At 70.3% G+C, this 16,032-nt stretch carries 11 protein-coding genes; 6 read left to right on the top strand and 5 right to left on the bottom strand.

All coding sequences use genetic code 11. The features are described 5' to 3' along the window. The first annotated feature begins 16 nt into the window (after positions 1-16). Positions 17-739 (top strand): hypothetical protein, encoded by a 723-nt coding sequence (locus OG417_RS16005; RefSeq protein ID WP_329256169.1) that lies wholly within the window; start codon positions 17-19, stop codon positions 737-739. A 33-nt stretch (positions 740-772) separates the two neighbouring features. Here OG417_RS16005 and OG417_RS16000 read toward each other — a convergent pair whose 3' ends face one another. Then, positions 773-1,657, bottom strand: a complete 885-nt coding sequence (locus tag OG417_RS16000; protein ID WP_329256167.1) for an alpha/beta fold hydrolase — start codon at positions 1,655-1,657, stop codon at positions 773-775. A gap of 100 nt (positions 1,658-1,757) precedes the next feature. Between OG417_RS16000 and OG417_RS15995 the strand changes: the two genes are divergently transcribed. Next, positions 1,758-2,153, top strand: a complete 396-nt coding sequence (locus tag OG417_RS15995) for a winged helix-turn-helix transcriptional regulator (RefSeq protein ID WP_329256165.1) — start codon at positions 1,758-1,760, stop codon at positions 2,151-2,153. Between the two features lie 36 nt (positions 2,154-2,189). On the opposite strand, the gene OG417_RS15990 is transcribed toward OG417_RS15995, so the two are convergent. Next, positions 2,190-2,741 carry a MarR family winged helix-turn-helix transcriptional regulator gene (locus OG417_RS15990; protein ID WP_329256163.1) on the bottom strand — a complete coding sequence of 184 codons (552 nt, stop codon included), beginning with the start codon at positions 2,739-2,741 and terminating at the stop codon, positions 2,190-2,192. A 48-nt stretch (positions 2,742-2,789) separates the two neighbouring features. On the opposite strand from OG417_RS15990, the gene OG417_RS15985 reads away from it, so the two are divergent. After that, positions 2,790-3,527, top strand: coding sequence for an SDR family NAD(P)-dependent oxidoreductase (locus tag OG417_RS15985; RefSeq protein ID WP_329256162.1), 738 nt, complete (start codon positions 2,790-2,792; stop codon positions 3,525-3,527). A 63-nt stretch (positions 3,528-3,590) separates the two neighbouring features. Here the strand turns inward: OG417_RS15985 and glgP are convergent, their stop codons facing one another. Then, positions 3,591-6,188 (bottom strand): alpha-glucan family phosphorylase, encoded by a 2,598-nt coding sequence (gene glgP / locus OG417_RS15980; protein ID WP_329256160.1) that lies wholly within the window; start codon positions 6,186-6,188, stop codon positions 3,591-3,593. A 529-nt stretch (positions 6,189-6,717) separates the two neighbouring features. Between glgP and OG417_RS15975 the strand changes: the two genes are divergently transcribed. Genes OG417_RS15975 through OG417_RS15965 form a run of 3 tightly spaced genes read left to right on the top strand, consistent with a single transcriptional unit; the run spans position 6,718 to position 11,874 of the window. Continuing rightward, the gene (locus tag OG417_RS15975) at positions 6,718-8,715 is read left to right on the top strand and encodes an alpha-1,4-glucan--maltose-1-phosphate maltosyltransferase (RefSeq protein WP_329256158.1); all 1,998 of its coding nucleotides are present in this window, start codon (positions 6,718-6,720) and stop codon (positions 8,713-8,715) included. Positions 8,716-8,729: 14 nt separating this feature from the next. Next, on the top strand, positions 8,730-10,445 hold the full coding sequence (treS, locus tag OG417_RS15970; protein WP_329262320.1) for a maltose alpha-D-glucosyltransferase: 1,716 nt from the start codon (positions 8,730-8,732) through the stop codon (positions 10,443-10,445). A gap of 43 nt (positions 10,446-10,488) precedes the next feature. Continuing rightward, positions 10,489-11,874: a maltokinase N-terminal cap-like domain-containing protein gene (locus tag OG417_RS15965; protein WP_329256156.1), complete on the top strand. Its 1,386-nt coding sequence runs from the start codon at positions 10,489-10,491 to the stop codon at positions 11,872-11,874. A 52-nt stretch (positions 11,875-11,926) separates the two neighbouring features. Here OG417_RS15965 and OG417_RS15960 read toward each other — a convergent pair whose 3' ends face one another. Together OG417_RS15960 and OG417_RS15955 are read right to left on the bottom strand one after the other, a co-directional pair. Beyond that, complete coding sequence (locus tag OG417_RS15960; RefSeq protein ID WP_329256154.1) at positions 11,927-12,172, bottom strand: hypothetical protein; 246 nt, start codon at positions 12,170-12,172, stop codon at positions 11,927-11,929. 13 nt (positions 12,173-12,185) lie between these two features. Beyond that, positions 12,186-15,908 (bottom strand): RHS repeat-associated core domain-containing protein, encoded by a 3,723-nt coding sequence (locus tag OG417_RS15955; protein ID WP_329256152.1) that lies wholly within the window; start codon positions 15,906-15,908, stop codon positions 12,186-12,188. Positions 15,909-16,032: the final 124 nt, after the last annotated feature.

Raw genomic sequence — 16,032 nt, 5'->3', positions numbered from 1 at the left:
GCGTAGTCTGCCGCCCATGGCATGGTTCGGCAGGAAGAGGTCCGCGAGCGCCGCCGGTTCCGATCTCGGGGCACGGATGCCGCCGGTCACCGAGCCCAGTAAGACGGAGCAGTACGCCGAGAGTGGGCGCCTCGATCGCCCGGCGGACGAGCACTGGTCGCACACGCAGGTCTTCTCCTACATCGAGCTGCTGCGGGACCGGTACGACGCACCGCTCTACGTGGGGGTGAGCGGCCGGCCCGCGATCCTGCTGTGCCTGTCCGGCCGGATGCGCGCCGACCTCGACGGCCTCGACGACCTGATCCGGCGCAAGGGCGCCGATCTGTTCCTCCAGGGCCACCGCCTCGGCCGGTACGCGATGGTGCGAGCGGTGCTGGAGCTGCCCGAGCACGAGCTGATCTTCGAGACCCCGCTGACCCTCGCACACGGCGACGTACAGGAGTTCCTCACGGGCGCGTACCGGGAAGAGGCGATCGAGCTCCACCTGGCCCACGTACGAGACGCGCGGCCGCTGGCGTTCACCTGCCGGGCCGCCGGGGTCCACCAGGTCGTGGACGCCGTACTGGACGCGGTGCACGGTCTCGACCATCCGACGACCCACGCCGAGCAGGCCGCGCCCACCGCCGAGATGGAGGCCAGGTTCCCCCGGATCAGCGACGGACTGACCGGCCGGACCCGGATACGCCTGACCGTGACCGGGCCGGCGGACGGCGTCATGACGGTGCTCACCCGGCACTGACGGGGGTCACCCGCGCCGTCCAGGGACGGACGGTCACTGCCGGTCCGTGCCCAGGAAGGACGTCAGCAGTGGTAGCAGGGCGTCGGGGCGGTCCAGCGGGATGATGTGGCCGCAGTCCTCGATGAGATGGCCGGTGAGGTCGTCGGTGACGGGCCGCAGCTGCCGTTCGAGGGCGGCGCCGACGGGGTGGGCTCCGATCGCCATCGTGGGCATGGTGAGCCGGTGGGAGCCGGTGGCGTCCTGGATCTGGCGTGCGTTCGCGGGAGCGGCCCGATAGTAGGAGAAGGCGCAGCGCAGGGCCTCGGTTCCGGTGTACGCGCCGGCGAAGGCGTCCCGGATCTCGCGCGGCACCCCGTGGCCGCGGGTGCCGGCGGCGAGGAACCAGCCGACATACTCCGCCTCGTGCCCGGTCAGCACCGTCTCGGCGAGGCCGGGCACGGCGTGGAAGCCGAACCACCACGGCGGCCCGCCGGCGAAAAAGTCCTCGGCGCCGGGCAACGGGCCCAGCGACGACTCCATGAGCACCAACCGTCGTACGCGTCCGGGGCGCCGCAGGGCGAGCAGGAACGCGGGCGGGGCGCCGGCGTCGATGCCGACCACTGCCGCCGACGGTTCGCCGAGCGCGGTGAGGAGTTCCTCGGCGTCGGTGGCGAGGGTCGCGGCGTCGTAGCCGTCCGCGGCTCTCGTGGTCGCGCCGAGTCCGCGCAGGTCCGGGGCGATGACGCGGTGATGCCGGGCGAGGCCGGGGATGACCTTCGCCCACAGCCGCCAGGTGTGCGGGAAGCCGTGGAGCAGCAGGACGGCAGGTCCCTTCCCGGCGACCGCGACGTTGTTCTCGATGCCGTTGGCCGCCACCCGGTGCAGGGATGTCCCGGCCTCGGCGTGGTCGGAGGTGGGCGGAGGAGCCGTACCGGGCATGAGGTCTCCTTGTGCTGGTAACCGATGGTGACCAGGAAAGGTTAGGTAACCTCTAGCGCGTGGCCAAGACCGCACTTTCACGACAGGTGGTGAGCCGCAGGTGACCTCCTCCCGGCCCCGTACGGCGAAGGGGGCGCGGGGCGACCTTTTCGACCCCGCGTGCCCGACCCGCCGGCTGCTGGATCGCATCGGCACGAAGTGGACGTCCATGGCCGTCAAGGTCCTCGCCGAGGCCGCCCCGCACGAGGTGCGCTTCGCCGAGCTCCGGCGGCGGATGCCCGGCGTCTCGCAGAAGATGCTGTCCGCGACGTTGCAGAGCCTGACCCGCGACGGTCTGGTCTCCCGCCGGGTGGAGCCGACCGTGCCGCCACGGGTGCACTACCGGCTCACCGACCTGGGTCTGTCGCTGGAGGGCGCGCTCGCCACCGTCAGGGCCTGGGCCGAGGAGCACATGGCCGAGATCGACCGCGCCAACCTCGCCCACACCGACGGGTAGCGGTCTTCGGCCGCGGCAGACGCCGCTCACGTCTCGTCAGCCGGATTCCGGGGACGGCGGACGCTCCGCCGTTCCCGGCTCGGCGAGCCGGGCGACCAGTCCGTCGAGGAGGGCGCGGAGCAGTTCGGCGAGTTGCTCACGCTGGGCGGGCGTCAGGTGTTCGACCAGGCTCTGCTCGTGGCGGAGCAGTTCGTCGACGCTCCCCTCGATCAGCGCGTGGCCCTCGGCGGTCAGTTCGACCGCGCCGGTCCGTCCTCCGCTGCTGCGGTGGGCCCGTACGAGGCCGGCGGCCTCGGCGCGGGTGACGCGCTGGCTGATCGCTCCCGCGCTGACCAGGCAGGCCTCCCTGAGCTCGGCCGGCGTCATCCGGTACGGCGCGCCGTGGCGGCGCAGCGTGGACAGCAGGTCCAGCGTGGCGGCGTCGATGCCGAGCCGCGCGAGGGTACGACGCCGATCGTCGGCCAGCAGCTTGCCGGCGTGCCAGATGCGGGTGATCACGCCGATCGACTCGACCGGCGTGCCGGGGCGCTCGCGCGTCCAGGCGAGCTGGATCCGCTCCGCTCCGTCCGGTTTGCGTGGTGGCGTCATGCCCGCCTAGCGTAGGGCACGTTGTTTAGGCCTAAACAAGGAGGGGCAATGCCACGCACGGCAATCGTCACCGGCGGCGGTACGGGCATCGGCCGCGCGGTCGCGCGGCGGCTCGCCGCCGACGGCCTGGACGTCGTGATCACCGGGCGGCGCAAGCAGGTCCTCGAGGAGACCGCCGAGGAGCTGGGCGTCCGCGCGGTCGCCTTCGACGCCTCCGACGTCGCGGCGGTCGAGGCCGCCCTGCCCGCCCTGCCCGGCCAGGTGGACGTCCTGGTCAACAACGCGGGCGGCAACGTCGCCCGGCACCGGCCCGCGCCCGACGACGGCGACCTGGCCGGGCTGCGCGACCTGTGGGAGGCGCAGCTGGAGGCCAACCTGATCAGCGCGGTGCTGGTGACGAGCGCGCTGACACCGCGGCTGGCCCGCGGCGGCCGCGTCATCTCCATCGGCTCGATCGCGGGCTCGCGCGGCAGCGGCGCCGGCGGCTCGTACGGGGCGGCCAAGGCCGCGCTCCACGCCTGGACCGGCGACCTGGCCTTCGAGCTCGGCGGCCACGGCGTCACGGTGAACGCCATCGCCCCGGGCTACATCGAGGACACCGAGTTCTTCGGCTCCGGCGGCCCGGGGGACGAACGCCGGTCCTGGCTGATCGACCAGACGGCGAACGGCCGTCCCGGCCGCCCGGAGGACGTCGCCGACACGGTGGCGTTCCTGGCCTCCCCCGAGGCCGGCAACATCACCGCCCAGGTGATCCACGTCAACGGCGGCGCCTTCCGCGGCCGCTGACCCGGGTCGCAACAGCAGAGAACCCTCGCCCGGGGATGCCGGGCGAGGGTTCCGGGCGTACCGTCAGCGCAGGTCGCCGTTGGTCATTCCGGTCGGGGCCGGCGGCAGGGCCACCACGCCCATCTCGGCGCGGGACGCGAACAGCTCGTGCTTGGGCACCACCCGCACGCTGTAGCCGAACGCGCCGGCCCGGTCGAGGGTGACCTCTCCGGCGTAGCGGAGCCGGCCGCCCTCGATGTTCTCCACCTGGGTCAGCTCCACGTACGACGGGTCCACGAGCGTGTCGGTCTCGCCGACGCGACCGTACACGACCTCCACCGCGACGTCCGACGGCTCCAGGCCGCCGAGCTCAACCGTCGCGCGTACGGTGAGCGTGCCGCCCAGCTGCGGGCTCTGCGCGGCGCCGCTGGACTCCACGTGCTCGACCGTGACGCCCGGCCAGAGCTTGGCCACTCGCAGCTTCCAGGCGGCCAGGGCCTTGGCCGCCACGTGCTCGTCGGAGGCAAGCAGCCGGCCCGAGGCGGCGGCCGGAGCGTACAGGTCCCGGACGTAGTCGCGGAGCATGCGCCCGGCGAGGACCTTCGGGCCGAGCGTGGTCAGCGTGTGCTTGACCATCTCCAGCCAGCGGCGCGGCAGGCCGTCGGTGGCCCGGTCGTAGAACAGCGCCCTGACGTGATCCTCGATCAGCTCGTACAGGGCGTTCGCCTCGACGTCGTCGCGGCGGTCGGGGTCGGCGGCACGGTCGGCCGAGGGGATGGCCCAGCCGTTGTTGCCGTCGAACCACTCGTCCCACCAGCCGTCGCGGATCGACAGGTTGAGCCCGCCGTTCAGCGCCGCCTTCATGCCGGACGTGCCGCAGGCCTCCAGGGGCCGCAGCGGGTTGTTCATCCACACGTCGCAGCCCTGGACCAGGGACTGGCCGAGCGCCATGTCGTAGTCGGGCAGGAACACGATGCGGTGGCGCACGGCCGGGTCGTCGGTGAACCGGACGATGTCCTGGATGAGCCGCTTGCCGCCCTCGTCGGCGGGGTGCGCCTTGCCCGCGATGATGATCTGCACCGGGCGCTCGGGGTCGAGCAGGATCGACTTGAGCCGCTCCGGGTCGCGCAGCATCAGGGTCAGCCGCTTGTAGGAGGGGACGCGGCGGGCGAACCCGAAGGTCAGCACGTCGGGGTCGAGGACGTCGTCGATCCAGGTGAGCTCGGCGTCGCTCGCGCCGCGCTGACGCCACGACTCGCGCAGCCGCCGCCGGGCGTCGAGCACGAGGCGCTCCCGGAGCGTCCGGCGGATGCGCCAGATCTCCGGCTCGGGCACGCGGGCGACGGCGTCCCAGCCCTCGCCCTCCTCGACGGCGCCGGTCAGTTGCCGCCGGGCGAGGTCGACCATCTCCGGCGCGACCCAGGTCTCGGCGTGCACGCCGTTGGTGATGGAGCCGATCGGCACCTCGTCGGTGTCGAAGCCCGGCCACAGGCCGCCGAACATCTCCCGGCTGACGGCGCCGTGCAGCACCGAGACGCCGTTCACGCGCTGCGCGAGGCGCATGCCCATGACCGCCATGTTGAAGACGTCGGGGTCGCCCTCATCGTAGGTCTCCGCGCCCAGGGCGAGGATGCGCTCGCTGGAGACGGAGGACGCCTCGTTGTCGGTGCCGAAGTACTTCTTGATCAGCTCGCGCGGGAACCGGTCGATGCCGGCCGGGACGGGCGTGTGGGTGGTGAACACCGTGCCGCCGCGGGCGGCCTCCAGGGCCTCGTCGAAGGTGAGGCCCTGCTCGTCGATGTACTCCCGGATGCGCTCGAGGCCGAGGAAGCCGGCGTGCCCCTCGTTGGTGTGGAACACCTCGGGGGCGGCGTGCCCGGTGACGCGGCAGAACTGGCGGATCGCGCGGACGCCGCCGATGCCCAGGAGCATCTCCTGCAACAGGCGATGGTCCGTTCCACCGCCGTACAGCCGGTCGGTGACGTCGCGGGACGCGGGGGAGTTCTCCTCGACGTTGGAGTCGAGCAGGAGCAGCGGGACCCGGCCGACACTGGCGACCCAGACCTGGGCGTTCAGCCGATCGCCGTCCGGCAGGCCGACGGAGACGCGCACGGTCGTGCCGTCCTGCTCGCGCAGCAGCGTCAGCGGCAGGCCGTCGGGGTCGATCGGCGGGTAGTGCTCCTGCTGCCAGCCCTCGGCGGACAGCGACTGGGAGAAGTACCCGTGGCGGTACAGCAGGCCGACCCCGATGATCGGCACGCCGAGGTCGCTCGCGGTCTTCAGATGGTCGCCGGCGAGGATGCCGAGACCACCGGAGTACTGCGGCAGCGCCGAGGCGATGCCGTACTCCGGAGAGAAGTACGCGATGGCCGCCGGAACGTCGGACAGCCCCTGGTACCAACGCGGGGCGGTGACGTATTCGCGCAGGTCCTCGACGGCGTCGCCGAGGGCGCGCAGGAAACGCCGGTCACCGGTGAGAGCGTCCAGGCGCTCGGCCGAGACCTCCCCCAGCAACCGCATCGGATCATGGCGGGTCTTCTCCCAGAGCTCCGGATCGACCGACTGAAAGAGCTCGAGCGTCTCTGGATGCCACGACCAGCGCAGATTGAGGACGAGCTCCTCGAGCGGCTGGAGCGGCTCGGGCAGGACCGTGCGTACGGTGAATCTCCGGATGGCCTTCACGTGGCGCGACACTAATCGGTAGCGGGCCATGCTCGCGACCCAAACCCGCACAGCCGCCCACATCCTTGGATCTATGTTTGCCGCCTCCGTACGGCGAAGACCGGCGAAGTGCGAAGCTCGCCAGGTGATGACACCATTGGCCGAGGACCACCGGGCCGATCCCCGGCGGGCCGACGCGTGCGCGGCACACCCCGGTCGTCACGCCCGCGCCGTACGCGCCGAACGACGCCGTCGCGTACGGGCCGGTCACGCTCTCGCCGTACCATCGATACAGGCACGAACACCGGATCTGGCCGCGCAGGACCTCCCCCGGGATCCCCCTCCCGGTACCGCCGACGTGCCGAGATCCTCCCGATCATGAAAACCGACAATTCTCCCGTTTCGCATGCGGGAGATTGGCAACGGAGTCCATATGCGCGAGCCCTCGCCGAGCACCCCCCAAGCGCGCGGCGCCACCGGTGGTCAAGAAAGATCATTTATTTCGGAAGACGCGGTTGATCCCGCCTCCACGTCGGTACGCTCGCCTGCGATGATCGGACGAATTCCCATTCTCGACGTCCAGCCCGTGGTCGACTGCGGTCGCTGGCCGGCCAAGGCCGTCCCCCACGAGACCTTCACGGTCGGCGCCACGGTGTTCCGCGAGGGGCACGAGATGCTGGGCGCGGGTGTCGTGCTGCGCGATCCCGAGGGCCACGCCGGCCCGCCGGCCCGCATGCACGAGGTCACCCCGGGCACCGACCGGTACGCCGCGGAGGTCACGCCCTCCTCGACCGGGATGTGGCACTTCCGGGTCGAGGCGTGGGGCGATCCGATCGCGCACTGGTGGCACGACGCGGGCATCAAGATCCCCCGCGGCCAGGACACCGAGCTGATGCTCGAGGAGGGCGCCCGCCTGTTCGAGCGTCTCGCCGAGGAGGTGCCCAGGTCCGAGCGCGCGGCGGTCGCGGGCGTGGTCCGCGCGCTGCGCGAGACGGCGATCCCGCCGCTCATGCGCTTCGAGGCGGCCGACGCGCCGGAGATCCACGCGCTGGTGGAGCGGCACCCGCTGCGCGAGCACGTGACGGTGACCGACTGGCACCCGTTGCTCGTCCAGCGCGAGCGCGCCCTGTACGGCTCCTGGTACGAGATGTTCCCCCGCTCGGAGGGGGCCTCGTACGACCCGATGGGTCGGCGCGCACCGCAGTCGGGAACGTTCCGAAGCGCGATGAAGCGGCTCCCGGCGATCGCCGAGATGGGCTTCGACGTGGTCTACCTGCCGCCGATCCATCCGATCGGCTCGCAGTTCCGCAAGGGCCCGAACAACACGCTGCACGCCGAGGCGCACGACCCCGGGTCGCCGTGGGCGATCGGGTCCGCGGACGGCGGGCACGACGCGATCCACCCGCAGCTGGGCGGGTTCGCCGACTTCGACGCGTTCGTCGACTACGCCAAGAACCTCGGCATGGAGGTCGCGCTCGACCTGGCGCTGCAGTGCTCGCCGGACCACCCGTGGGTCAAGGAGCACCCCGAGTGGTTCACCACGCGCGCCGACGGCTCGATCGCCTACGCCGAGAACCCCCCGAAGAAGTACCAGGACATCTATCCGCTCAACTTCGACAACGACCCCGAGGGCATCTACGCCGAGGTCGAGCGGGTCGTACGGCTGTGGATGGACCACGGCGTGCGGATCTTCCGGGTGGACAACCCGCACACCAAGCCGGTGGCGTTCTGGGAACGGCTCCTCGCGAGCATCGCCGAGACCGACCCCGACGTGCTCTTCCTGGCCGAGGCGTTCACCCGGCCGGCGATGATGCATACCCTCGGCAAGATCGGCTTCCACCAGTCCTACACGTACTTCACCTGGCGCAACAGCAGACAGGAGCTCGAGGAGTACCTCCGCGAGCTGTCCGGCCCCGCGGCCGCGTACATGCGGCCGAACTTCTTCGTCAACACGCCCGACATCCTGCACGAGTACCTCCAGCACGGCGGACCGCCCGCGTTCGCGGTGCGGGCCGTACTGGCCTCGACGCTGTCGCCGACGTGGGGCGTCTACTCCGGCTACGAGCTGTTCGAGAACACCCCGGTGCGACCGGGCAGCGAGGAGTATCGCGATTCGGAGAAATACCAATTCCGGCCGCGCGACTGGGAGGCGGCCGAACGCGAGGGCCGGAGCCTCGCGCCGCTCATCTCGACCCTCAACTCTTTGCGAAGAGCACACCCCGCCCTGCGCAGGCTGCGTAATCTACGCTTCCATAACGTCGACCAGCCTGAGCTGATCTGTTTCTCCAAACGCGTGCCTCCGACCGACGGGAACGCCGCGGACCTCGGGGACGTCGTGCTGGTCGTCGTCAACCTCAATCCACATCAGGTTCGCGAGGCGACCGTCCACCTCGACATGCCCGCGCTCGGTCTGGACTGGCCGGACGAGTTCGTCGTCAGAGACGAGTTGTCCGGGGCGTCCTATACCTGGCGGCAATCGAACTACGTGCGCCTTGACCCGCACACCCAGTCTGCACACATCTTCACGGTTTCGAGAGGCCAGAGTTGACCCAGATCGATCCCCTGCTCGGAGGCGGCGCCGTAGAGCCGGTTCCGGACACGTTCACGCGCGAGACGCCGAACGAGCCGCACTGGTACAAGAACGCGGTCTTCTATGAGGTGCTGATCCGCGGCTTCTACGATTCGACGGGCGATGGCACCGGCGACATCAAGGGCCTCACCGAGAAGCTCGACTATCTCGTCTGGCTCGGCATCGACTGCATCTGGCTGCTGCCGATCTATGAGTCGCCGCTGCGTGACGGTGGTTACGACATCAGCGACTTCATGAAGATCCTGCCGGAGTTCGGCGACCTCGGTGACTTCGTGGAGCTGGTCGACGAGGCGCACAAGCGCGGCATCCGCGTCATCGCCGACCTGGTGATGAACCACACCAGCGACCAGCACCCGTGGTTCAAGGCCTCCCAGGAGGACCCGGACGGGCCGTTCGGCGACTTCTACGTCTGGTCCGACAGCAACACCGGGTACGCCGACGCGCGGATCATCTTCGTCGACACCGAGACCTCCAACTGGACCTGGGACCCGGTGCGCGAGCAGTACTACTGGCACCGCTTCTTCAGCCACCAGCCGGACCTCAACTTCGACAACCCGGCCGTGCAGGAGGCGATGCTGGAGGTCCTGCGGTTCTGGCTGGACCTCGGCATCGACGGGTTCCGCCTCGACGCGGTGCCGTACCTCTTCGAGCGTGAGGGCACCAACTGCGAGAACCTCAAGGAGACGCACGACTACCTCAAGACGGTCCGCAAGGAGATCGACCGGCTCTACCCCGACCGGGTGATGCTGGCCGAGGCCAACCAGTGGCCGGCGGACGTCGTGGAGTACTTCGGCGACCCCGCCACGGGCGGTGACGAATGTCACATGGCGTTCCACTTCCCGGTCATGCCGCGGATCTTCATGGCGGTGCGACGGGAGCAGCGCTACCCGATCTCGGAGATCATGGCCCAGACGCCGAAGATCCCCGAGAACGCCCAGTGGGGCATCTTCCTCCGCAACCACGACGAGCTGACGCTCGAGATGGTCACGGACGAAGAGCGCGACTACATGTACTCGGAGTACGCCAAGGACCCGCGGATGAAGGCCAACATCGGCATCCGCCGGCGGCTGGCCCCGCTCCTCGACAACGACCGCAACCAGCTGGAGCTGTTCACCGCGCTCCTGCTGTCGCTGCCTGGATCGCCGGTGCTGTACTACGGCGACGAGATCGGGATGGGCGACAACATCTGGCTCGGCGACCGCGACGCGGTCCGTACCCCGATGCAGTGGACCCCGGACCGCAACGCGGGCTTCTCCAAGTGCGACCCGGGCCGCCTCTACCTCCCGACGATCATGGACCCGATCTACGGGTACCAGGCGATCAACGTCGAGTCACAGCAGAACAACCCGGGCTCGCTGCTGCACTGGACGCGCAAGATGATCGAGATCCGCAAGCGCCACCCCGTCTTCGGGGTCGGTGACTACACGGAGCTGTCCGCGTCCAACCCGAGCGTCCTGGCCTTCGTTAGGGAGTTCGGCGCGGATCGCGTACTTTGTGTGAACAACCTGTCACGGTTCCCCCAACCCGTGGAGCTCGACCTGCGGCGCTTCGAGGGCGTCAACCCGGTCGAGTGCATGGGTGGTGTTCAATTCCCCCCAATCGGGGAATTGCCATATCTCCTGACACTTCCAGGACACGGTTTCTACTGGTTCCTCCTACCGGCGAACCACGGAGGTGGTGGCGAATAGCCATGTGGGCCGGGCAGGAGGAACAGGCGAGGTGACGTAGCCAGTGCGGCTGACCGAACGACTCGACGATCTGATCGCGGACTGGCTCCCGCGCCAGCGGTGGTTCGCGGGCAAGGACCGAGGGATCGACGACGTCTCGGTCGTGACCGAAACGGAGCTGGTCTCCGGCGATCCGTCGCTACGCCACGTAGTGATCGCCGTACGCCAGGGTGAGCAGGTCGACCGTTACCAGGTACCGGTCGGCCTGCGCCGCGAGCTGCCCGGCCGGCTGGAGTACGCCGAGATCGGACGCGTCGACGGCGTGCACGTCTACGACGCCGTACACGACCCCGACCTGACCCGCGTGCTGCTGGAGAAGATGGCCGACTGCGCCGACGTGGGGCCGCTGGCCTTCCGGTCGATCTCCGGCCTGGAGACCGACCTCGACAGCCTCGCCAGCCCCGCCGAGCAGAGCAACACCTCGCTCATCTACGGCGACGTCTACATCTGCAAGCTGTTCCGGCGGCTGACCCCCGGTATCAACCCCGACCTCGAACTCAGCCGCGGCCTGATGGGCGCGGGCAGCAAGCACGTGCCCGCGCTGCACGGATGGATCTCCTGCGAGCTGGACGGCACCGTCTCCACGCTCGCGATGCTGTCGGAGTTCCTGCGGACCGGCACCGACGGCTGGCAGCTCGCCGGCACGAGCGTGCGCGACCTGTACGCCGAGGCCGACCTGCACGCCGACGAGGTCGGCGGCGACTTCGCGGCCGAGTCCGAACGCCTGGGCGCCGCCACGGCCGAGGTCCATCGCGACCTGGCGACGGCGTTCGGCACCGGCGTGATGTCCGCCCGCGACGTCCGGGAGCTGGCCCGGCAGATGCACGACCGGCTGAGCGAGGCCTGCGCCACCGTTCCCCAGCTCGTCGCGTACGCCGGAGGGCTCAGCGAGGCCTTCGACGCCTTCGCCAAGATCGACGAACCCCTGATGGTCCAGCGTGTCCACGGCGACTTCCACCTCGGCCAGGTCATGCGGACCGAGACGGGCTGGATGCTGCTCGACTTCGAGGGCGAGCCGGCCAAGCCGCTGGAGGAGCGCCGGCGGCCGGCGCACCCGCTGCGCGACGTCGCGGGCATGCTCCGTTCCTATGACTACGCGGCCCGGCACCTGCTGGTGAACGGCAAGGCGGTCTCGGGCAACCCCGACCAGCTGGAGGACCGCGCGCACGAGTGGGCCGAGCGCAACCGCATGGCGTTCTGCCGCGGCTACGCCGAGGCGGGCGGCGTCGACCCCGCGGCGCACGAGGAGATCATCCGCGCCTTCGAGTTCGACAAGGCCGTCTACGAGGTCATGTACGAGGCACGGAACCGGCCGTCGTGGCTGCACATCCCGCTCGGCTCCATCGCCGCGCTGAGCGCCTCACCCACCCCGGGGTCGCCCACCCGCTGAGCGTTCCGTCCCCCTCCGCCGGGTGCCCAGGGCACCCGGCGGGCGGGACTCGTCAGCCCGGCCAGGGCGACTCGATCGCGCCTTCGGAGATGAGCCGCCGGGATTCGTCATCGTTGCGGTAGCGGAGCGGGATGACGGTGAGCGGCAGGGACTCACCGGTCGACCGCCGGCGCGCCTCGACCGGGCGCACCTGCTCGCGAGGTCCGGGTCCCGTCCTCATCCACTCGGTCAGCGTCGTCTCGATCCGGCCGAACGGGTGATCGATGGTCAGAAGTACGTCCTCGGTATCGATGTCCATCGCGATCACTCCGTCACATGGTCTTGTACGGGTTGGGAATCCACTTTACGAGGAAGTCCTCGAGGTCGTTCCCGTGGAAGAGGAGCTCGGTCTCCCGTTGCGAGAGCTCGTTCGTCGGGAAGTAGAGACGATTCATCGGAACGTCGAAGATGGCCAGGTCGGGGCATTTCCTCGTGATATTGGCCAGCCAGGGGTCCGTCGTGTTGAAGGCGGCGTCGGTGTCGGCCGCCACCGAGACGAACGGGCTGTTCTCGGTGTCGCCTCTCGCGTGGTACTCACCCCGCCGCGCCCGGTAGCCGGGGGTGCCCATCAAACGGGCGTTCTCCGCCCGCGCCTCGGGCGTCCCGTGCTTCATGATGTTCGGCAGCAGCTCGTTCGGGTCGTTCCGGTTACCGAAGCGGTAGACGCGGAGGCTGTCCCACGGCTCCCCACCGACCGGTGTGTAGGGCGTGAGTCCGAGCGGGTCGATGAGCGCGGTCGGGTTGCGCACATAGGCGTGGGGGTTCGGCTGCGGGCTCAGGCCGAGCGGATCGGAGCTCTGATAGCGGCCGGTCTCCGGATCGTAGTAACGATGGACGTTGTAACTGAGCCCCGTCTCCTCGTCGTGGTACTGCCCCGGGAAGCGCAGCGGACACGAGACGTCCGCCGGTGACGAGGCCGACAGCCGCGTGCCCCACAGCGTCGTCAGGGACCGCCAGGCGATCTCACCGGACGTGTCGACCAACTCGGTGGGGGTTCCGACCAGGTCGGTGACGATGGCGTCGAACCGCTGATCGATCCACTCCTGCGGAGCCGACTTCAGCGGGGCCCTCTGGGTCTGGGCGACGGGACGGCAGGTGCCCGGCTCGTAGTCCCACACCAGGGCCCGCGGCCCTTCGCCGGCCTGCCCCGGTGTGCGGGAGGCGTGGATCTCCTCGGCCAGTACGAAGCCGTCCCAGACGAAGTCGGTCTGTTCCACCACGGTACGGCCGTCGCCGTCGTACCGCTGCTTGGCGATCCGTCGGCCGAGCGGGTCGTAGCGGTACGCCCAGCGTTCCCCCTCCGGGGTAACGACGCCGACGAGGCGGTCATGGGCATCCCACGTGTAACGCCAGGTGAGCGGCTTGCCGGAGAGCCGCTGCTCCTGGCGCATCACGACGCGCCCCTGCGCGTCGTGTTCGAACCGCGTGCGTCCCGCCCGCCGGATCAGCGTGCCGGTGTACTCCCGATCAGGACCGGTGCCGGCCGTGTGGTCCGGTGCTTGCGGAGCGGGAGACTCCATGTGGGCGAGGTTGCCGCTCGCGTCGTAGGCGTAACGCTCGGTCCAGCCATGGGCATGGACCGCGGTGACCCGCCCGGACGTGTCGAGTTCGAGCCGGCGGGTGCCGAACGTCTGATCGGCGATCGCGTTGACGTGGCCGTCGGCCTGGTAGCCGTAGGCGCGCGTCTCCAGTGGCCGGGGGCCGCCGGTCCGCGTCGGCGAGGCGGCGTCACCGGCGGGCCCGGCGAGCGCCCAGATGGCCTGTTCGGTCAGGCGGTTCTCGCCGTCCCACTGGTGGGCGAGCAGGGCGCCGTCGCCGAGCAGCCGCTGGACCTCCCGGCCGGCCGGGTCGTAGCCGTAGCGGATCGTGCGGCCGCCGGTGTGCAGGGCGAGCGGCCGCCCGGACGCGTCGTACTCCCACGTGCTGATCGCGCCGGAGGGCGTGCGGCGAGCCGTCCGGCGTCCGGCGGGATCATGCTCGACGGCGAGGACCCGGCCGTTGCAGATCTCCGCGGTGACCCTGCCCAGGGCGTCGCGCTGGAATCGCAGGTCGGCGTCGGCGTTGACGGCGTGGACGAGGCGCCCCGCCGGGTCGTGGGCGAACGTCACCACCGCGTCGCCGGACCGCTCCTCGATGACGTTGCCGAGCGGATCGTACGCGAAGGTGGTGACCTGGCCCGCGCCGTTGACCCGCTCGACCAGCTGCCCGGCCGGGTCGTGGGCGTAGGCGAGCTCGCGGCCGTTGAAGTCGACCTCGCGCACCAGCCGACCCGCGGCATCGTAGATGTAGCGCCAGATCAGGCCCTGCGGATTCTTGACGGCCGTCAGGCGTAGCTCGGTGTCGTAGGAGAACTCGTACCGGGTCCCGTCCGGGCCGATATGTGCGGACCGCCGGTCGAAGTACGTGGTCTCGTACCGGGTGGTCCCGCCGAGGGCGTCGATGTGCTCGACGAGGTTCCCCTCCGCGTCGTAACTCCAGTACTCGGTCTGTCCGCCGGGTGTCCTCCGCGATGCCGGCCTGCCCTCAGGCGTCCACTCGAGCCTGGTGCGCCCGCCGGCCGGGTCCACGGACTCGACGACCCGGCCGAACGCGTCGCGGACGTACCGGGTGGTGCGTCCCGTCGCGTCGCTGGCCGCGACCGTCAGCCCGGTGCGATCGCATTCGACCCGGACGGTACCGCTCGCGTCCGTCACCGACGCCAGGTGCCCGCGTTCGTCGTAGTCGTACGTCGTGACCGCGCCGGCGGGGTCCACCATCCGGATGGCGTTTCCCCGGGCGTCATAGGTGTAACGCCAGGTCGCGCCGTCGGCTTCGGTGATCTTGGTGGGAAGGCCGTCGGAATCGTACTCCGCGGTGATCTGGGCGCCGTCGGGACGGGTGACGGTGATGAGATCGCCTTCGACGCTGTAGCCGTAACGGGTGACGCGCCCGAGCGGGTCGATATGAGCCAGCAGGCGGTCCTGACGGTCCCACTCGGACCGGGTCGTGCCGCCCAGCGGGTCGATCTCGGCGACGACCTGCCCGTGCTCGTTGAGGTGGTAGACGGTCTCATGTCCGAACGAGTCGGTGACCGTCGTCACCCCCGGGCCATAGGTCACCCGGGCGTCCAGGAAACCCCCGGATCCCGAACCGCGGACGGCACGGCCCGACTCGTCGTATTCGTAGGCGTACCAGTAGCCGTTGCGGTCGGTCCAGCGGAGCAGCCGCCCCTGCGCGTCGTAGTCGAAGCGCAGCGGTTCGCCGGACGAGTCGATCACCTCGGTCAGCCGGCCCACGTCGTCGTAGCCGTACCGCATCAACGGTCGTCCGCCGGCCCCGTCGTCTCCCTCGGCGGTGAGCAGCCTCAGCCCGACGACGCGTCCGCCGTCCGTGTCCACGGCCACCCGCCGGTCCGCGGAGTCGCGCACCTCGGTGAGGGTCCCGTCGCCGTCGTAGACCAGCTCGATCCGATGCCCGTTGCGGTCGGCGATCTCCGCGAGGGGAAGCACCGCGCCCCGGGATGCCACGAAGCGCAGCGTCCGCCCGTTACGCCGGTCACCGATCGTGTAGACGCCGTCCTCATCGCGGGTCAGCGGCCAGCGCGGTCCTTCGAGGGGGAACACCTCGACGCCGGGCGCCGTGACGGGCGGATAGGCCACGATCGTGCCGTCGGCGGACACGAAGCAGGCTCCGGAGCCGTCCACCTCGAGCCGCTGGTCCAGCGTCGACGCCCACGACCGGCCGAACAGGCGGCCCTCGGGGCACGAGGAGATGTGCGTTCGTTCGAGCACGAGCGGCAGCGCACCGGCGAGCCGGACGTCGACCTGCTGCAGCACCACCTCGCCGGACACCACGTCGATCGGGTCCTTGGTCGTGGTGCGCAGGTCGTACGGCCGTGAACGGTGATCGAGGTCTCCGAGCGTGTCGCGCAGCGACCGGCCGCCCGAGCGCTCGGTGAGTGCCACGCCGCCGTCGCGCAGCGCGGCCGCCTCCCCCGCGGTGGCGGGCCCATGCATGAAACGGAGCACGGGTCTGAGAAGTCCAGCGGCCTCTGCGCCGAGTTCCGCCACGCCGTCTCCTTAATCGAGCTATCTGTGAAATGGTGCCAAATTTACATCAGTCCGCAGTCGTTCAACCCGA

The organism is Actinoallomurus sp. NBC_01490, from assembly GCF_036227085.1.
Taxonomy (GTDB): domain Bacteria; phylum Actinomycetota; class Actinomycetes; order Streptosporangiales; family Streptosporangiaceae; genus Actinoallomurus; species Actinoallomurus oryzae.
Note: the sequence above shows the minus strand (reverse complement) of the source record. Positions and strands in the feature narration are given on the sequence as shown.